This window comes from Halomonas sp. KHS3, from assembly GCF_000830495.1.
Classification (GTDB): Bacteria; Pseudomonadota; Gammaproteobacteria; order Pseudomonadales; family Halomonadaceae; genus Vreelandella; species Vreelandella titanicae.
The window spans coordinates 99,951-118,984 of record NZ_JWHY01000002.1 but is presented as its reverse complement, the minus strand read 5'-3'; the positions used below and the strand labels follow the sequence as shown (position 1 = coordinate 118,984).

Annotated in this window: 14 protein-coding genes; 8 read left to right on the top strand and 6 right to left on the bottom strand. The window is 53.9% G+C overall.

The annotated features are described in order from the left end of the window. Positions 1-62 precede the first annotated feature (62 nt). Together eutC and RO22_RS02845 are read right to left on the bottom strand one after the other, a co-directional pair. Positions 63-899: an ethanolamine ammonia-lyase subunit EutC gene (gene eutC / locus RO22_RS02850; RefSeq protein WP_039860529.1), complete on the bottom strand. Its 837-nt coding sequence runs from the start codon at positions 897-899 to the stop codon at positions 63-65. Beyond that, the gene (locus tag RO22_RS02845; protein WP_027957818.1) at positions 889-2,304 is read right to left on the bottom strand and encodes an ethanolamine ammonia-lyase subunit EutB; all 1,416 of its coding nucleotides are present in this window, start codon (positions 2,302-2,304) and stop codon (positions 889-891) included. The genes eutC and RO22_RS02845 overlap by 11 nt, the downstream gene beginning before the upstream one ends. 214 nt (positions 2,305-2,518) lie before the next feature. On the opposite strand from RO22_RS02845, the gene RO22_RS02840 reads away from it, so the two are divergent. Continuing rightward, positions 2,519-3,466: a helix-turn-helix domain-containing protein gene (locus RO22_RS02840; protein ID WP_009288377.1), complete on the top strand. Its 948-nt coding sequence runs from the start codon at positions 2,519-2,521 to the stop codon at positions 3,464-3,466. A gap of 84 nt (positions 3,467-3,550) precedes the next feature. On the opposite strand, the gene mdoH is transcribed toward RO22_RS02840, so the two are convergent. The 3 genes from mdoH to RO22_RS02825 form a co-directional block, all read right to left on the bottom strand. Next, positions 3,551-6,070, bottom strand: coding sequence for a glucans biosynthesis glucosyltransferase MdoH (gene mdoH, locus RO22_RS02835; RefSeq protein ID WP_022520112.1), 2,520 nt, complete (start codon positions 6,068-6,070; stop codon positions 3,551-3,553). Further along, the gene (locus tag RO22_RS02830; protein ID WP_051052184.1) at positions 6,063-7,649 is read right to left on the bottom strand and encodes a glucan biosynthesis protein G; all 1,587 of its coding nucleotides are present in this window, start codon (positions 7,647-7,649) and stop codon (positions 6,063-6,065) included. Before RO22_RS02830 ends, mdoH begins: the two co-directional genes overlap by 8 nt. Before the next feature lie 355 nt (positions 7,650-8,004). Further along, positions 8,005-10,350: a putative bifunctional diguanylate cyclase/phosphodiesterase gene (locus tag RO22_RS02825; protein WP_041157553.1), complete on the bottom strand. Its 2,346-nt coding sequence runs from the start codon at positions 10,348-10,350 to the stop codon at positions 8,005-8,007. 501 nt (positions 10,351-10,851) lie between these two features. On the opposite strand from RO22_RS02825, the gene RO22_RS02820 reads away from it, so the two are divergent. The 5 genes from RO22_RS02820 to zigA all read left to right on the top strand — a co-directional run bounded on the left by RO22_RS02820 (position 10,852) and on the right by zigA (position 15,116). Further along, on the top strand, positions 10,852-11,211 hold the full coding sequence (locus RO22_RS02820) for a helix-turn-helix domain-containing protein (protein WP_081742548.1): 360 nt from the start codon (positions 10,852-10,854) through the stop codon (positions 11,209-11,211). A gap of 272 nt (positions 11,212-11,483) precedes the next feature. Continuing rightward, on the top strand, positions 11,484-12,116 hold the full coding sequence (locus RO22_RS02815) for a class I SAM-dependent methyltransferase (RefSeq protein WP_041157552.1): 633 nt from the start codon (positions 11,484-11,486) through the stop codon (positions 12,114-12,116). 97 nt (positions 12,117-12,213) lie between these two features. Further along, positions 12,214-13,587, top strand: coding sequence for a PepSY-associated TM helix domain-containing protein (locus tag RO22_RS02810; protein ID WP_041157551.1), 1,374 nt, complete (start codon positions 12,214-12,216; stop codon positions 13,585-13,587). Between the two features lie 18 nt (positions 13,588-13,605). Next, the gene (locus RO22_RS02805) at positions 13,606-13,776 is read left to right on the top strand and encodes a DUF2805 domain-containing protein (protein WP_084625233.1); all 171 of its coding nucleotides are present in this window, start codon (positions 13,606-13,608) and stop codon (positions 13,774-13,776) included. Positions 13,777-13,889: 113 nt separating this feature from the next. Continuing rightward, on the top strand, positions 13,890-15,116 hold the full coding sequence (zigA, locus tag RO22_RS02800; protein WP_041157550.1) for a zinc metallochaperone GTPase ZigA: 1,227 nt from the start codon (positions 13,890-13,892) through the stop codon (positions 15,114-15,116). A 64-nt stretch (positions 15,117-15,180) separates the two neighbouring features. On the opposite strand, the gene RO22_RS02795 is transcribed toward zigA, so the two are convergent. Further along, positions 15,181-16,104, bottom strand: coding sequence for a LysR substrate-binding domain-containing protein (locus tag RO22_RS02795; protein WP_041157549.1), 924 nt, complete (start codon positions 16,102-16,104; stop codon positions 15,181-15,183). 158 nt (positions 16,105-16,262) lie between these two features. Between RO22_RS02795 and RO22_RS02790 the strand changes: the two genes are divergently transcribed. Together RO22_RS02790 and RO22_RS02785 are read left to right on the top strand one after the other, a co-directional pair. Next, a complete protein-coding gene (locus RO22_RS02790; protein WP_041157548.1) occupies positions 16,263-17,444 on the top strand; it encodes a M20 aminoacylase family protein in 1,182 nt (393 codons plus the stop codon). 74 nt (positions 17,445-17,518) lie between these two features. Next, a complete protein-coding gene (locus tag RO22_RS02785; protein WP_009288371.1) occupies positions 17,519-19,033 on the top strand; it encodes an AbgT family transporter in 1,515 nt (504 codons plus the stop codon). Position 19,034: the final 1 nt, after the last annotated feature.

Genomic DNA, 19,034 nt, shown 5'->3' with positions numbered 1-19,034 from the left:
TACCAACGTTGTTCCGTTTTGTTGTGTGATCGTTGTTATAGGTTGTCGCTTTTTGGGTGACGTTAATCCGCCACCAGGAAGTTACGCGTCGAGCCTGATGCTGAGTCACCTTCCAGCACATCGTCTTCACTGCGGTCTTTCAACTTAACGCCCGACAATTTGCGCTGACGGGCCTCTTTTAACAGCAGAAAGAAGCGTCTGGCGGCCTCTTCCACCTGCAAACCTGCCGGACGCACATTGGAAATGCAGTTGCGTCGATCGTCCTTGAGCCCCGGCTCGGGCGCCCAAGTCATATACAACCCCAAGCTATCCGGCGAACTCAGCCCCGGTCGTTCGCCGATCATGACAAGCACGGCGTCGGCATTGAGCAGTGCGCCAATTTCGTCGCCAATCGCCACCCGCCCCTGCTCGACAAGCGTCAGTGGTGCTAGCTGCCAATCAGCAGCATCGCTGCTCAGCATCTGATAAAGCGCGCCAAGAAACGGAGCACTGTTTTGCTGTACAGCCAACGCAGAAAGCCCATCGACCACGACGATCGCAAGGTCATAGCGCTGCTGGGACGCGGCAGCTTTCTGCAGGTGCTCACGGGTCTCGTCGTTAAGGCGACGGCCATAGTCGGGCCGCTGCAGGTACATGGCACGATCCTGGGCATGGCTGTGCAGGCGCAGCGGTGCCTCAGACAAATCGAGGGCTTGGGTCAGCTCGGAGGCCAGCGCTGCTACATCCAGCGGACAGTGAACCGCATCCTGTGCTTGGGCGTGAGCCAACTGAAACGCCAGCAATTTGCTGGTCGGCAGGCTGACCCCAGCGCGGCCCAGGCCAATTCGCGCGTCGGTAAAGGCATTCAGCCGCTCCCAGGGGTTCTCCACCACGATGGGTGATGATGGATCATGTGCCATGGCGAGGCTCCTTGGGCAGGTGGCGCAGGCTGTTGGCAAAGGCGGCGGGCAGCTGGTCATTGAGCCGGTGGGTGCTAACATCCTGGAAAATCTGCATCTCTTCGAGCCAGCGCTCAAACTCCGGCGCGGCCTTCAGCCCCAGTACCCGCCGTGCATAGAGCGCGTCGTGAAACGAAGTCGTCTGGTAGTTGAGCATGATGTCGTCAGAGCCTGGGATACCCATAATGAAGTTGCAGCCCGCCACGCCGAGCAGCGTGAGCAGGTTATCCATATCATTCTGGTCGGCTTCGGCGTGATTGGTGTAGCAGACATCGCAGCCCATGGGCACGCCCAATAGCTTGCCGCAGAAGTGGTCTTCAAGGCCTGCACGGGTGATCTCCTTGCCATCGAACAGGTACTCTGGGCCAATAAAACCCACCACGGTATTCACCAGCAAGGGCTTGAACTTGCGTGCAACGGCGTAGGCGCGGGCTTCACAGGTTTGCTGGTCGAGCCCGTGGTGAGCGTCGGCAGAAAGCGAGCTGCCCTGGCCGGTTTCGAAATACATCACGTTGCGCCCCACCGTACCGCGATTGAGCGACTGCGCCGCCGCTTCGGCTTCGGCCAGGGTGCTCAAGTCGAAGCCAAAGCTGCGGTTGGTGGCCTCAGTGCCGCCGATCGACTGGAAGACCAGATCGACCGGGGCACCCTGCTCTATGGCTTCCAGCGTATTCGTTACGTGGGTAAGCACGCAGGACTGGGTGGGGATTTGATACTTCTGGATCACTTCATCCATCAAGCGCATCAGCTTGACGCTCTGGGCAACGTTATCCGTCGCTGGGTTGATGCCAATCACCGCGTCGCCACTGCCGTAGAGCAGGCCGTCCAGAATGCTGGCCGCAATGCCGGTCACATCATCGGTGGGGTGATTGGGCTGAAGCCGAGTGGAAAGCCGCCCCGGCAGGCCAATTGTGTTGCGAAAAGCGGTGGTGACCCGGCACTTCTTGGCCACCAGAATCAAATCCTGATTGCGCATCAGCTTGCTGACGGCAGCGGCCATTTCGGGGGTAATCCCCGTTTTTACTTCTGCTAACACCTCACTGGTAGCGTGGTCGGAGAGCAACCAGTTACGAAAATCGCCGACGGTGAGGTGACGGATGGGGGCGAAAGCGTCGGAGTCATGGTCATCGATAATCAGCCGAGTGATTTCATCCTCTTCGTATGGAATCAGGGCTTCATTCAAAAAAGTGGTAAGCGGGAGCTCGGCGAGTACCATCTGGGCGACCACCCTCTCTTCGGCACTCTCCGCCATTACTCCGGCCAAACGGTCGCCTGAACGGGGCGGCGTGGCTTTAGCCATCAGCTCTGCCAGGCATGCAAAGCGATAGCTGCGACTCCCCACCGTCGTGTGATAGGTCTGCGCCATGGGGCTATCCTTTTTTATTACGATGGCTGTTGTTGATCGCGTTGACATCGCGCTGAAGTACAAAACTTGCTTGTTTCCACCATAGCGTTATCAATAGAGAGGGAGTATCAAGTTTTGGCAAACTCACTAACTTTCGCTTTACTCAAGTAAATACAAAAAGTTAAGGCGTTACATAAATTATGATTAGCCAACTTATCACTGCGAGGAGCGCTTCATGACCACGCTCGACAGCTCATTTGCACCAACAAGGTGCATTCAAGAGGCCTTTGATGCCGATGAGCACGCGCAGAACCTGACGCGATGGCAACAGGAGTACGATCAGCTCAGCCCAGGGAGTTTCTACGGGCGGCTGGATGAGGTGGCACTGGAAACCATGCAGGTCTTCAAGGAGCATACCGGGCAAGCGCTACGTCAGGACTGCCGGGTATGGCCTGAGTCGCTGTGGATCGGTATTCCCACTACCCATCAAGGCTCGCGCATCAATGGACAAGCGCTCAGTGCGGGCGAGGTGATGTGCCGCCCGGGTGGACGTGATTTTGAACTGGTGACGCCGGAAGGATTCGACATCTATGGGCTGGTGATCCAGTTGCCCGCCTTGACGGCGGCAGCCAAGCGGCAGGGGGTCAGCCTGGATACACACTGGCACGCCATGCCCCGTCGCCAAGCGGCCGGTGACACCCTGCGCGCCGTGTCGTTCCTCATTGAACGTCTACTCACCAGTCAGACGCTGTCCATCGCCAGCCATATCCATCAAGACATTCTGCTGATGGCGCTACTGGAGTTATTGCAGGTCAAGCAGCCCAGTGCTGAGCTGCCACCCAGCTATGCCCATCGCAAGGAAGTGGTTGATCGCGTCAAGCGCTACGTGGATGAGCATCTGGAAGGCCCCGTGACGATGGAGGAGCTTTGTCAGCTTACCCACGTTAGCCGCCGCACACTGCAGTACAGCTTCACCACCATCCTGGGCATCAGCCCGCTACAGTTCTTACGCCTGACCCGGCTGAACCGCGTGCGCCGGGCGCTGCGGGCGGCATCTCCGCAACAATCGGTCACGGAAATAGCCACCTACTGGGGTTTTTGGCACTTGGGACAGTTCGCCCACGACTACAAGCAGCAGTTCGGAGAGAGCCCATCGCAAACGCTCAGTGCGAAAACGTTATGAGCGAGTCAGTGAATAGCGGCAAATACAAGCCAGCCTCTCAGCCGGCCTGATTAAATGCGAGAGTAGCTAAAAAAGAGCGTCTGCCTAGTTAAAGGTTGGGAGGTGCTTGGATTCACGGCCTGGCAGACCACAGTCAAACCAACTGTGATGTGCCTTGCTGTCTTCCCAAATGTGGTAGTGCAGTTGCGACATCATCACCGGGTCATCTAGAAAATCCAAACGCTCCAGCTTACTCATTGCCGCAGGCCCCATCCTGACTCCGCGTGCAACCCGCTCGGCCCGACGTTGGCGTATTGGCTCGGCATCGGTATGCCGTGATGTGCCTAAAGCAGTAGCCAACGCATTCGGCACAGGATCTACCACCATTTGGGCAAAAGACGGCGCCGCCATTCCGGTATTCATGTGGGAAAGCAACCTCACCATGCGCCGCAGCACACGGGGCGGCTGTGTTTCTTCGGGGATCCGGAAAAGCCGCTTTTGAAAGCAGAACCACCCTAACGAGACACGGCTCGACAGTGCCGATACCGGGATAGACAGCATCAAAGCGACGACGATGGGCGAGAGCCACCACAGAAATGTAGGCTCCATAACGTAAACACCCGCTGCCCACACAGCCCCTATTAGGGTTTGACTCCAATGTGCGCGGAACGCATCCCCCCACGTCGTGTCGCTATTTTCACGTGATGGTGAGCGCCATTGAACCGCCCACCCCATCAATGACGTCAGTACAAAGCGGGTGTGAAACAGCATCCTTACCGGCGCTAATAGCATCGAGAATAGCGACTCGAGAATCATACTTTCCAATACCTTGAGAGGCCCGCCAAATTGACGACTCCCCTGTATCCACACCAGCAATACGCTGAGCAGCTTAGGCAAGAACAGCAGTAACGCCGTCACACCAAACAACCCCACCGCTAAGGTTGGATTCCATTGTGGCCAAACAGGAAACAACATTCCCGGCTCAGGAAAGTAGTCGGGCGTGCTAAAGGTATGCACTGCTAAAAGCGCGGTCGAAAGCACTAAAAAAAGACACCATAGCGGCGCGGAAAGATAAGACATTAAACCGGTCAGGAAAACGGCACGGTGGACGGGGTGGATGCCTTGCGAGAAAAACAGCCGGAAGTTCATCAAATTTCCGTGGCACCAGCGTCTGTCGCGATTGAGTTCATCGAGCAGGTTAGGTGGCATTTCTTCAAAGCTGCCTTCCAATTTGTAGGCAATCCATACCCCCCAACCGGCTCGCCGCATCAGCGCCGCCTCAACAAAATCATGGGATAGTATCTCCCCAGACATCGAGCCTTTACCGGGCAGTGGCGCCAGGATGCAGTGCTGCATAAACGGGGCGAGGCGAATGATCGCGTTATGGCCCCAGTAATGCGACTCACCCAATTGCCAAAAATGGAGCCCGGCAGTAAACAGCGGTCCATACACTCGTGTCGCAAACTGTTGCATCCGAGCGTACAGATTGAGGCGCCCCGAAGCGCGTGGCGCTGTTTGGATAATGCCGACCCTGGAGTGCACCTCCATCATTTGCACCAGTCGCGTCAGGCATTTGCCGCTCATGACACTATCGGCGTCCAACACCACCATATAACGATAGAGCGCCCCCCAGCGGCGGCAAAAATCGTCGAGATTACCGCTCTTGCGTTTGACTCGACGCTGTCGGCGGCGATAGAAAACCTGACCGAAAGCATCCAGATCACGACACAACACCAGCCAGGCATAGGTTTCTTGAATGGCAATATCGGGATCGGACGTATCGCTCAGAATAAAGATGTCGAAATGCCGGTCATTACCCGTACTGCGCAGGGATTCCAGGGTGGCGCGCACCCCGGCAAAGACCCTGGCAACATCCTCGTTACAGATTGGCACCAATAGTGCTGTGCGTGCCTCATCATCAATCGGCTCGTCGCCCACCTCGCTGTCAATGGCGTAGCGGTCATGGCTTCGTAATAGCTGGAAAAATCCCATCAAGGCAGTCCAAAACCCGGCGGATACCCAGGCGAATAGCAACACAAATAACGACAGGATAGCTATCTCAAGCCACTGCAGGCCCTGGCCAGGGAGGACAGTACGCATCTGATTGGCAGCGATGATACTTTGACCGAAAATCAGCACTAGCAAAACCCAGCGTCGCCTAGTGGCGACCCACTTCCAGGACGCGGAGGGTGACTCTCTTCTGCGCCGACGAAAATCACCATTTGCCCAGCGCTTGAAGCGGCGACCAATATTCACGAAAGGATTGGTCGACCACTGCTGGGGCGCCAACGGCGTTCGCTTCATCGGTGGCGCAGTTTGCAGGCGGGTAATACCGGAGGTGTCCGTAGACAGCACGTCTGGCGGCGCTAGCGGCGGCTCTGCATAGGCAAGCGCCAGGCGCCGACCTACTGACAGCGCTGCAGGATCACTATTGTCACCTCTCTGCCAATTACCATCCCCATCACTATCCTCGCTCAACGCAGCGTGTAGCGACGCCATGTCGTGCTTATCAAGATCACCGACCAGTAACTTGTAGCGCTCCTTACGATTCTGGGTCTCCAACGCCAAGCGCTCTAAATAAATATCCGTTGGCGTTGCCTGCGATGAAGACATCATTTCAGCCATTAGCAGGCAGCCTATAGTACCAGGTTTCGGACATTTGCTTGCCATCGAGCATTAGCTTGGCCCTGATATCCAAGGGCTGGCTGCCATTATTCCGCTTCACATTGACAAATACACGCCAACCGTTGGTCGCTGGGTTATGTACAACGCGGCTAGTCGCCAATTCTCCATTATCGCCCACGCTTGCCTCAACGGTCATATTTGCATCGCTGCCGATACCGGAAAGCGAGGGCCCGATAAAATCGAGGACAAAAGCGAGTGTCCCGTCGGGCTCGCGCACTAGGTTATCGCGCATCACCTCTCCCCGTGAGCGACGTGTTTCTTCAACCCAGGCAAGCTGAGGATCAAGGTGGCGGCTTTCATTGGTTGTGAACGTAATACGGTAATCGAATGCCAGCGGTGTTCCCGGCTCATGGGGTTCATCAGACAGCCACATCGAGACGATATTATCGTTGGTCTCGTTGTCAGTCGGAATCTGAATCAGCTCAACGCTACCCGCCCCCCATTCGTTTTGTGGCTCGACCCAGGCGCTTGGGCGCAGATCATAACGTGCGGCAATATCCTGATAATCGCTAAAATTGTGGCCACGCTGCATCAAGCCATAACCGCGTAACTGAGGTGTTGCATGCCTATTCATCATCAATCTGGCCGGATTGGCTAGCGGGCGCCACAGCCAGCCATTCTGCGCATCATTGATCAAAAGGCCATTAGAATCATGGATTGCTGGGATATAGTGTTGTGTCGAAGAGGGCTGCTCTGGGCCGTAAAGATACATGCTGGTGAGTGGAGCTATCCCTAGTTTCTCGACAGCCCGACGCAAATATAGCCGCGACTGTACGTCGACTATAGTGTCTTCTCCGGGACGCAGCACGAAGCGGTATGCACCGGTCACGCTAGGTGAGTCAAGCAGTGCGAAAATAGTCAAGTACTGGCTTTCCGGGCCAGGTTCGACGATCCATATTTCCTTGAAGCGAGGGAACTCCTCGCCCGAAGGTAGCCCTGTATCAACGGCAAGTCCTCGCCCGGAAAGCCCATAAACCTGCCCTTCGCCAATAGCGCGAAAATAGCTAGCCCCCAGAAAGACCATCACCTCATCTTTGCGATCACCTTCATTGAGTGCATGGTTGATCCTGACCCCGGCAATACCAATGCCATCGCTATTCTTCACTTCGTCGGAGATGCCTAAATCACCGTAGGTAAAATCATCCGGATTATAGGCAAAGCCATGTACCCCCCCCTCCTGATCAACGCTGTTTAATTGGATGGCACTGTCATAATGCATACCCTCATGGATAAAGCTCAGGGTGAACGGTGCGCCTTTACCGCTCCACACATCGCGATCTCGCTTGAACTGTATTTGCGAATACTCCATATAGCTGAGTTCGCGCAGCTCATCAGGCAGAGATGTTTCCGGGGCTCGGTAGCCCTGCTGGGCTAGTTCCTCTGCTTTTCTAGCGACATCATCGAAGCCAAATGCAAAAGCCTCAAGAGGGATGCTTCCAACCAGCAGGCCACCCAGAACGGCGACTGAAAAAAAACCTTTGCAGCTTGAAAATTTACTTAACCGGGTCGATCCACTCATTTAGCGTCATGCTCCTGTACAATCCTTTGACTAAATTCAAATTCGCTTACTTGCCGAATCGACATACGAAAGAGTCCATTCGATCAGCTAAATGCGTCCTTTTGATTTTCTCACCATCCTAAAGCGCGCACCTCGAGCGTATGTGAAGATGAGGTTACGTTTTAGGTATAGCATGAGTCTAGACTACTTGGCACCCCGACTAACCGGGCTTTTTGAAAGGGTTGAGGCTAAAATTAGAATGGGCTCGATTCGTTGAACCGGGAGAACAGGCGCTACCTTAAGCTTATTGTCTATTATAGATAGCAGTTTGGTGGGCGCCCTTCAAAAACGCTCAATGCAAAAACGACCTACTCACCTAGCGCAGCCAGCGCTGGGCAAACTCTTTAGCTGCCAATGGCCGATCAAAGTAGTAGCCTTGGCCCTGGGCACAGCCCATTGCAAGCAATGCGTTAATCTGGTTTTGGTTCTCAATCCCTTCCGCAATGGTTTCAAGGCCCAGCGTGTTTGCCATGGCAATGATCGTTGCCACAATGACACGGTCGTTGTCGCTGGTGAGCATATCGCGGACGAAGGAGATATCGATTTTAATTTTATCGGCGGCGAAGCGCTTTAGGTAGGCAAGCGACGAATACCCGGTGCCAAAGTCATCAATGGAAAGCCCTAACCCTTTGCTCTTTAACACTTCGGTCATAGCAATCGCTTTTTCAGGATTCTCCATGATACCGCTTTCGGTAATTTCCAGGCTAAGTTGTGACGCCTCAACGCCAAAGTCAACACAGCAACCGAGCAGGCCAGTCACCAAATCATCCTCTTCAAACTGCTGGGCGGCAATATTAATCGCTAACTGGCCAGGCATAGAGCGCCCCTGCTCTCGCCATGCGGCAAGTTGCCTGCAGGCTTCCTCTATCACCCAACTGCCGAGCGCGACGATCATGCCGCGCTCCTCGGCAATAGGAATAAATTTACCCGGTGAAACGTCACCCAGCTCCTCATCGTGCCACCGACACAGCGCCTCAGCGCCAATTAACTGGCCGGTGTGCAAATCTACCTGGGGCTGAAAGTGCAGGCTCAGCTGTTTTTCGGCAATGGCGGACGCCAGGCGTTTGGCGATATGCAACTGTTCAGCCACAACGCGCCCCATCCAGGGTTCAAATACACATACGGGAAGCTTTTGCCGCTTGGCTTGATGCATGGCAATGTCGGCGTGTTTCAACAGCTCTAATGGCGTTGCCGCATGCTGAGGATATAGCGCCAGACCGATTCCCACAGAAAGCTCAAAGGAGTGTTGCTCAACAATAAACGGTTGCGCGATGCTGTCGCACAATTGCTGAGCTGTGGCTAACGCGCTGCTTGCCTCAACACCAGGGCAAACCACCACAAACTCATCACCAGCTAAGCGTGCTAAATACTGTCCCTCCGTCAACGAAGCTGCAAAGCGCTCGGCCACGGCCTTTAGGACTAAATCGCCCAGGTCATGCCCAGCGGTATCATTGATCTCTTTGAAATGATTAAGATCCAGTAGCAATAGCGCCAATTCAGTGGTCTGCGTATCGGCGACCACTCGCTCTAAGTGGCGCATAAAGGCAGCACGGTTGGGCAATTGAGTCCCCGAATCAGAAAAAGCCAATTGGCGAATGCGTACTTCGTCTTGTTGGCGTTCAAGCTCTGAAGCGGCCCGCGCAGCAAATATCTGCAAGACATTGCGCACAACATCCACATCGTCCAGCGGCTTCTTAAACATGACGCCAATAAGCCCCATCGGCTGACCATGGCTATCATCCAGCCGCCGCCCAACATAGCCGTTTACCCACGAAAGCGCCCCGTTGGTTTCAGCAGGCAGCCTAATGGCGGCGCCCTCGTGAACGATACACTCTTGCTCCACCATTACCTTATGGCAAGGAACGCCAGGAAGATAATAAGCAAAATTATCCTGGCACTGACCATTTACATACAGCGTTAAGGTATGCGCGATATCGGAATCCTGCTCGTCCAGTAGCGCTATAAACCCAACTTCAGCGGATAACGCTTCGGCCATATGGGCGGTTAGCCGGCGCAGAAACGCTTCGCCATTCTCAGCTGAGACCGCAGTTGCCAAGCTAACAACGGCGTGTTGAAAGCGTTGCTGCTCATTAATGGTGTTGATCAGGGCGGTGTTGTGTCGACCAATGCGCTGCAACGCCTGCTGTTTATATAACAGACGTTCGCGCGTTTGGCTTTCTGCTAACTGACGCGCCAACTCTGCGCCAGCCAACGCCGCAGAGATACGTAACACTTCATCGGCATAAGAAGGAAGCTCCAGGACGGATGAGTGCATTAGCGCAATAGCCCCCAAAAAGCCGCCACCAGGCGCTGCGATGGAGATACCCAAATACCCCTCAACTCTCAGGGCAGCCAGCCGCTGATCCTCTGGAAACTGCTGACGAGTATGAGAAGATATAAACAGCCGTGAGTGTTCCGCGACCTGTTGGCATGGCGTGCTTTGTATTGAATACGGAGCAGTCTCAATGAACTCACCCTGAGACCACGCTGCCAATGTGCTCACAGTGCCCTGGCGGCTATCGACATATTCAACAACGGCATGATCAACGCCAAGGATACCCGTCAGGGATCGCACAAGGTGTTGAAAAAAGCCCTCTTCACTGACGCAGGTCAACTTATCCGCCAACTGTCGAAAAATCTCTGGTGCAGAAGTAGGGAGCATGTTATTAAGCGCCTTCGGATTTACACATCAAGCTTCTCTCCCGCTCTTGCTGAACAGTATTTAAAAAAACGCACCGATCCGCCGCATAAACGCCACTCGGTAACCGATCAACGACTAAAGTTTATAAACGCCTAAAGCTTACAAAAGAAAAACCACCCAACATTCAACACCTCACAATCTTCTTTCATAAGCTTTTAAACAACCTTCAAACAACCAACCAAAGCAACTTGAACATTAACACTGAAAACATATTGATAACTTACACTACTAAAGCTGCCCTCAGTTATATGCTTTATAGCTTCGGGCATTTCCACCTATCACACCTATGCTTTTTATTTTTTTTGGCTACCCAATTAAATCATTACCCCTTAATTACACATTTCATGGCGTAACCAAACGAAACAAAAAGTAACTACAGGCATCCAAATCAACCTTAGAAGATGATATTCAACCTAAACAGTCCTTCATGTCAATAGGTCGTTCCTCAACCATCTAGGTCTAATGGAGGACATTGTGAATAAAACAGAACAGAAACGGCTTGCAGGCAGTATCGGCCGGGCAATTGCCAAACAGCGGGTTCGCAGTCAATTGACCCAAGAGGAAGTTGCTGAGCGCCTAGGCGTTGGTAACGAAGCCGTTTCGCGCATCGAGCGCGGACGGGTGATCCCCAACATTGTGCGCTTAATAGAGCTTGCTGAAATTTTCAACTGCGAGGCAGCTGAGTTATTTGGGCAAGCCAGTTTTCATATCGATGATCAGTCAAGCAGAATGAAACAGCTTTTAGAGCCTTTAAATCAAAATGATCGACAGCTAGTTATCGATATTGTTGAAAGCTTAACTACACGCCTACAAAAAGGGTAATCAAACACAATGACAAAATCTTATCTCTACAACTTTAAGACCAATCAAAAACTACTACAAACAATCAACCAAAGGATCACTATAACGTTTGCTATTTCATAAATCCCACACAATAAATTTGATAGGGTGATAATATTAGCCATATAAAATAAATCATCCAACATGAGCACGCTTTATTGGTTGAATGATTGCTTTCATGCTATAGGTAGTCTGATGTAAATAGTCGACACCCGGCATTCAGCAATCGCAGCGTTGAGCTGCAAAGGGGCGTTATGTTCAACACCACCGCGTGGAATCGCCTTCGCTACACCGTTTACGCACCTTTCTACGATGCGGTCGCCGCCCGTGCGTTTCGTAGGCCACGGCGTATTGCGCTTGGACAAGTAGATTGGGAGCCTGGTATGAGGGTGCTGCTGGTAGGGGCTGGCACAGGGTTAGACCTGCCTTTTCTGCCTCATGACATCGAATTGCACGCCACCGATATCGCTCCGGCCATGGTGAAGCGCACGGCAAAAAGAGCCGAGGAGCTTCGCCACGATGTGGAGTGTAGTGTGATGGATGCCGAGGCGCTCAACTACCCCAATGAGCACTTTGAGGCCGTCATCATGCATCTGATTATTGCGGTAATGCCTGATCCACAGCGAGGGCTTGCCGAAGCGTACCGCGTGTTAAAACCCGGTGGGCAGCTGTGCGTAATGGATAAGTTCCAGCCAGACGGTCAATCTGTGGGTGCGGGCCGACGTCTTCTGAATGGAGTCACATCGGCACTTGCCACCGACATTACACGCCAAGCACAGCCACTGCTCAGCGAAGCTGGGTTTCAGATTCACCACGACGAACCGGTGCTAATGAATGGTCTATTCCGTGCACTCCTGGCCGTCAAGCCCGCTCCGTCTAGCCGCTAAGCGTGTGACTTTTTACCGCTATGCACAGGCTAGCGATTGCTAATTAAACTATCTAAGCTGTCTGGCTAATTTACCGATACCACTCGGATTCAAGCCAATGACAGTCCACTCCTCTAACCGCACCGGCAAGCTGCTTTTTGCCCTGCTTAGCCGCTTACACCTATATATTGGCCTCTTCGTCGGCCCTTTTATTCTTATCGCGGCACTGTCTGGTATCGCTTACTTGCTTAGCCCACCACTTGAAGAGTGGCTCTACCATGACACCCTATATGGCGCTACTCAGGGCGAGCCTCATTCACTTGCCGAACAGATCACTACGGCCCAGCAATACCTGGGCGCACCAACCCTGCCCAGCGCGGTGCGCCCTGCACCGGCGTTAGGCGACACCACCCGACTCATGTTTAGCGAGCCAGGGCTGGGGCCTTCTGAACATCGGGCGCTGTTTGTCGACCCCATTACCCTGAAAGTCACCGGTGATACGACGGTTTATGGTACCAGCGGTATTTTACCGCTGCGCACCGCGATCGATCATTTTCACCGCCAGCTGTTAATGGGCGAGATGGGGCGTCTCTATAGTGAGTTGGCTGCCTCATGGCTTTGGCTTGCCGCGCTGGGTGGCATAACGCTGTGGATTCGCCAACGCCGCGCACTGAAAGCGCTTTCAGGCGCCCACGCCACACGCCGGCGCCACGCAACACTAGGCGTAGTGCTTTCCCTCGGGCTGCTGTTCTTTTCGGCAACGGGGCTCACTTGGTCACAGTGGGCAGGGAGCAATATTGCGGAACTTCGTCATGCCTGGGGCTGGGGCACGCCAAGTGCCTCAACGGCACTGATCGATACCGATAGCCAGGTAGCCGATGAACATGCTGAGCATCACGGCCATATGGCAATGGTGGCCACGTCTATCACGTTAGAGGACTTTGACCGGGCGCTGAGCGCTGCTCGTAAGGCGGGGCTTAGCGCAGCGCGCCTCCAACTAACGCCTCCGAGCAGTTCCCAGGAGGCATGGCGGGTAGCGGAAATTGATCGCCAGTGGCCTACGCAGGTAGACCAGGTGGCGCTGCATCCGCAAAGCATGGCTGTGACCGATCAAACCGACTTTACCACCTTCCCACTAGCCGCCAAGCTCACCCGCTGGGGGATTGATCTGCATATGGGCGTACTGTTTGGTATCGCTAATCAAATAGTGCTGGCGTTGATCGCCGCTGGGCTTGTGACGCTTATGGTGTGGGGTTACGTAATGGCGTGGCGGCGGCTACGCACAGCGAGTGGTCAGCACTTTCCAACAGTGACCGAACCCTGGCTAATGCTTCCGCTTACGGCCCAACTCAGCGTGCTGTTCGTCGCTATCGCGTTTGGCATAGCACTGCCCGTACTGGGTGTAAGCTTGGCATGTTTCATCGTGATCGATGCGCTGCGCTGGTCTATTAAAAAGCACTACACTGCCCGCAGCCTTGATACCCACCAATGACACACCTTGAGGGAAACGATGCCAAAAGCCCCCATTAAGTGCTTTCGCCGCTTACCTGATGACGAACAGTCACGTGTTATCGAAATGACCTGGGAAGACCGTACGCCGTTTGAAGCGATCGAAACACTGTTTGGCATGAACGAGCCGGATGTTCTACGTGGATATTGCCCAACGCAATATAAGCGCTGAGATCCACTAGCAGATACGAAACTAACCCGACCTCCTCTGAAACAAGCCTTCCTCTAAGCACTTATATTGTTATATTATTACATAACATAACCCCGTTTAGAGGTGTACTATCAATGACTGCGTTTACTCCCCTGCCCGTCACCGTGCTGTCGGGCTTTCTAGGTGCCGGTAAAACCACCGTCCTTAATCATATTCTCGCCAACCGTGAGGGCCGCCGGGTGGCGGTCATCGTTAACGATATGAGCGAGGTGAATATCGACGGTGCGCTAGTGCGGGGTGGCCCTGGTGGGTCAACGCTGGATGGCGATGTTGCATTGAACCGATCAGAAGAGCGCTTGGTAGAGATGAGTAACGGCTGCATCTGCTGCACCCTGCGCGAAGACTTGCTAGTGGAAGTCAGCCAGTTGGCTCGAGAGGGCAAGTTCGATTACCTGGTCATTGAGTCCACTGGGATTTCCGAGCCGCTGCCCGTGGCAGAAACCTTCACCTTTGAAGATGAAAGCGGCCAGAGTCTCTCCCACGTCGCTCGGTTGGATACGCTCGTGACCGTAGTGGATGGCGCCAACTTTCTTGAACAGTACCGCGAAGCGCAAAGCCTCGCCGAAGCGGGCGAAAGCTTAGGTGAGGATGACGAGCGCAATGTCGCCGACCTGCTGGTCGATCAAATCGAGTTTTGTGATGTGCTGCTGATCAGCAAGACTGACCTGATCAGTGAGAAAGAGTTAGAAGCGCTGAAGGCTATCCTGCTCTCGCTGAACCCCGACGCGGAACTGGTGCCAATCACTCAAGGCGGCGTGCCGCTCGATAAAGTGCTGGATACCGGCAAATTCAATTTCGAGCGCGCCCAGTTGTCACCGGGCTGGCTCAAAGAGATGCGCGGCGAGCATGTGCCAGAGACCGAGGAGTACGGGATTGGCAGCTTTGCTTATCATGCCCGTCGCCCCTTCCATCCACAGAAATTCCACGATCTGCTGAACCAGGAGTGGTTTGGTAAGGGCCTGTTGCGCTCGAAAGGCTTTTTCTGGCTGGCCACTCGCCCCCAAGCCGCTGGTCAGTGGAGCCAAGCAGGTGGCATCGCCCACCACGGCCCAGCCGGGGTATTCTGGAAGGCGATTCCCGAAGAGCGTTGGCCAACGGATCCCGAAACGCGTCAGTTTATTATGGAGAAGTGGCAAGAGCCGTTCGGGGATATGCGCCAGGAACTGGTCTTTATCGGCCAGAACCTGGATCAACCGCGGATGCGCGCAGCGTTGGACGCCTGCCTTTTGAGCGAAGACGAGCTTGTGGAAGGCATAGAGGCGTGGAAACAGCTACCCGACCCCTTCCCTGCCTGGGAGTAAAGGGAGTAATAGGTCAAAACATCATGCAGCTATCCCGTTGCCTTATCCTGCAGCCAGGCGATTTTTAGCCACACACTTTGAGACTCTCGAAAATTTTTTGCTCGACTAACGCGATCAGCTCAGCATTGATGTTGTTGATGGCGGGTTCAAGATCTTTTTCCAGCGGCAAAATAATTTGAAAGTCATAATGAATATCAAACGCGAGCGGGCGAACCACCACGCCCGCTCGCTTTGCATAACAGGCCGATACGGCGTTTAACACCGCAAGACCGGCACCGTTCGCTACTAGTCGGATCGCCATCTCCCCCAGCGAGACTGTCCATATTTTTTTGGGCGAAACGGCATGTTTCCTCAGTCGCTGAGTAATCCGGTGACGGCTTTGTTCATTAGGCTCACCACAAATCAGCGTTTCATTGGCAAAATCTTCAATGTTGATAAGCGCTTTAGCTTCCAGCGGATGCCCTGGCGGAATAAGGCACATACCTGGCAGAGAGTACTGGAAGCTTTGATAGCGCGGGTCGATTCGAGGATCGGTGGTAATGCCAAAATCGAAGCGCTGGGCCACCACTTCCTCCACTATCTGGCTGGATCGGTAGGAGTAGAGACTAATTTCAAGATCAGGGAACTGCTCGGCAAGCAGCGTAGCGGCATCTGGCACCAGACTCATGGCAAAAGAAGGCATGCTGACCACTCTTAACTGGCCTGCCACTCTCTCTTTCAGTCGTTCGGCAAACTGTCGCAAATGGTGTAAGCCAATATAAACCCGCTCCACCTCGTCATAAAACAGCGTGCCGCGCCGGGTCGGCAGCAGGCGATTATTGTGGCGTTCGAACAGGTCAAACCCAAGCCGCGCCTCCAACTGTTTTATCAAACGACTAATCGCCGGTTGTGAAATCAGCATCTTACTGGCGGCTTCCGTAGCGCTACTGGTTTTCATAATCCACATGAAGGCTTCTATCTGGCTGTCCGTAAATCCTCGATAAGCCATAACATTTCGTCATCCTTCAATAAGCAAAAATCAATATATCTGACTAAAAAAGCCAGTATACAGTTAAAGGTAGCTAAAAGACTTCGTCCCAAAACTCAAAGCATAATATTTAGCTATAGCTTAAGTGCTATCGTTTCAATAAACCTAAAGGGCTACCTATGATCGATGAAATTGCGGGTAACAACGCACAGTTCACTGCTTGGCGACAGGATATTCATCAGCACCCGGAGCTGGGCTTTGAGGAGCAGCGCACCGCCAAGTTAGTGGCGGACAAGCTCACAGAGTGGGGATTTGACGAGGTTCATACCGGCATCGCTAAAACCGGGGTCGTCGGCGTACTGCGCGGCAAAACGCTCGCCGCTCGTACCATCGGGCTGCGCGCCGATATGGATGCCCTCGCCATGACGGAAAACAATCAGTTCGCTCATGCGTCTCTTAACCAGGGCAAAATGCACGGCTGCGGCCACGACGGTCACACCACCATGCTGTTAGCCGCCGCATGGTATCTGGCTAAACATCGCGACTTTTCCGGCACCGTACACTTTATTTTCCAGCCCGCTGAAGAGGGCTTAGCCGGCGCTAAGGCAATGATGGATGATGGTTTGTTTGAGCGCTTCCCCTGTGACCGCGTTTACGGTATCCACAATATGCCGGGCATTCCCCAAGGCGAATTCTGGTTTCGCGAAGGCCCCCTGCTGGCCAGCTCAGACCGTTTCACCATTGACGTTCACGGCAAAGGCGGCCATGCGGCAATGCCGCAGCACACCGTTGATCCGATGCTGATCGTGAGCGCGATTATCAGCGGCGCGCAGTCTATCGTTAGCCGCAATACTGCCCCGCTCGATTCCGCCGTGCTGTCCTTTACCGACCTGCATGCCGGCTCGGGCACCTTCAACGTCATTCCCGATACCGCCACCATGCAGGGCTGCATTCGCTCTTTTAACGACGCAGTACGGGAGCATGCAATTCAACGACTGGAACAACTGGTTGCCAGTACTGCTAAAGCCTACGGCGCCACCGCAACGCTCACCATTCACCCCGGTAGCTACCCGGCCACGGTCAACGACCCGCAAGCCACCCAACTCGCCACCGATGTTGCCCACGCAGTAGTCGGCGATGCAAAGGTCAACCCTGACTGCTTACCGATTTCTGGCAGCGAAGACTTCTCCTTCATGCTGCAAGCCGTTCCGGGTTGCTATGTGTTTCTGGGCAATGGTGTTGAAGGCGAAACCGGTGGTGTAAGTGTTCACAACCCCAGCTATGACTTTAACGACAACATTATCCCGGTGGGCACCTCTTATTTTGTTCAGCTAATAAAGCGTGAACTCCCCTCTCGCTAAGCATTTCAAGAAAGCGCAGTTCAAGAAAGCACACTTCAAAAAGCAGCACTTCCAGATATAAAGCGGAGAACAACATGGAAGCGAACAAACTCTCAACGTCCGGTGGCAACACCGGATTAATGCACCGGATTGCGCGAATAGCCGATGCCCTGCCCCATCCTTTTATTATGTTTTTTATACTTTTTGTCGTCACGCTAGGCCTGTCGGTTGTGATGAGCGTGTGGGTCGAGCCTGTGCGCCACCCTGCCACCGACGAGCTCGTTCAGGTTCGTTCGCTGCTTAGCTGGGATGGGATAAGATTTATGGTGACCGGGGCAGTCACTAACTTCACCAGTTTCCGCCCGCTAGGGCTGGTACTGGTGATGGTATTAGCGCTGGGGCTGATTCAGAAAACTGGCCTCGCCGATGCCACCATCCGACGCATGTTGAGTAATGTGGCGCCGCGCTTTATTACCCCGGCGGTGGTCATCACTTCGATCATCGGCAATCTGGTTTCGGATGCGGCGGTTTTCCTGATTCCCCCTTTGGCCGCCATCATGTTTAAAACTGTTGGCCGGAACCCGATTGCCGGCATTATGGTGGCCTTTATCGCCGTTTTTGCCGGTTTTAGCGCCAATTTCTTTATTGCGGGCACGGATCTGCTGCTATCCGGCATCTCGACGGAAGTCGTTCAGAGCGTTCGCCCCGGCTACGAAGTCAGCGTGGTGTCCAACTGGTTCTTTATGTGTGCCTCGGTGCCGTTAATTACCCTGATTATCACCGTCATGAACGACAAGTATGTCGAGCCCATGCTGGCGCGCTTTCAGGATCAGAGTGATGATGAGAACAAAAGCCACGGCGTACAGTTAACCGACACAGAACGGCGTGCGCTGCGCTACACCGGTATAGCGGCACTGGCCTATATCGCGGTTATCCTGCTGCTGATTCTGCCAGCGGGTTCCGGCTTACGCAGCGCTGAAGGGGGTCTGTTACCTTCGCCCTTTATGAGTGGTTTGGTGCCCATCATCGTGCTGTTCTTTAGCCTGTGCGGCATTGTGTACGGCGTTTCGGTAGGTAAGATCAAACAATCCAGCGATGTGCCGCGCTTAATGGAAGCGGCGATGCGCGATATGTGTGGGTTTATTGTCATCGTCTTTATGGTGGCGCAGTTTATTGCCATCTTTAACTGGTCAAACTTGGCGATTGTCAGCGCAGTGAATGGCGCGGATCTACTGCTGCAAATTAATATGCCTACGGCGCTGGCTTTAGTGTGCTTTATTTTACTGGCCGCCGTCGTGAACCTATTTCTTTACAGTGGCTCTGCGCAGTGGGCGCTGATGGCGCCGATTTTTCTACCCATGCTGATGCTGTTGGGCCTTGAGCCAGAAGCCATCCAAGCAGCGTACAGGGTAGCCGACTCATCGACGAACGTGATTTCACCCATCAACCCCTATCTACCGTTAGTGCTGGCGGTCATTCACCTTTACAACAAGTCGTTTACTCTTGGCCATCTACTGACCATCGCCATGCCCTACTCCCTCGCCGTGTTAACCGGCTGGAGCAGCCTGTTCTTTATTTGGTACTGGCTGGGGTTACCGTTCGGACTTTGAT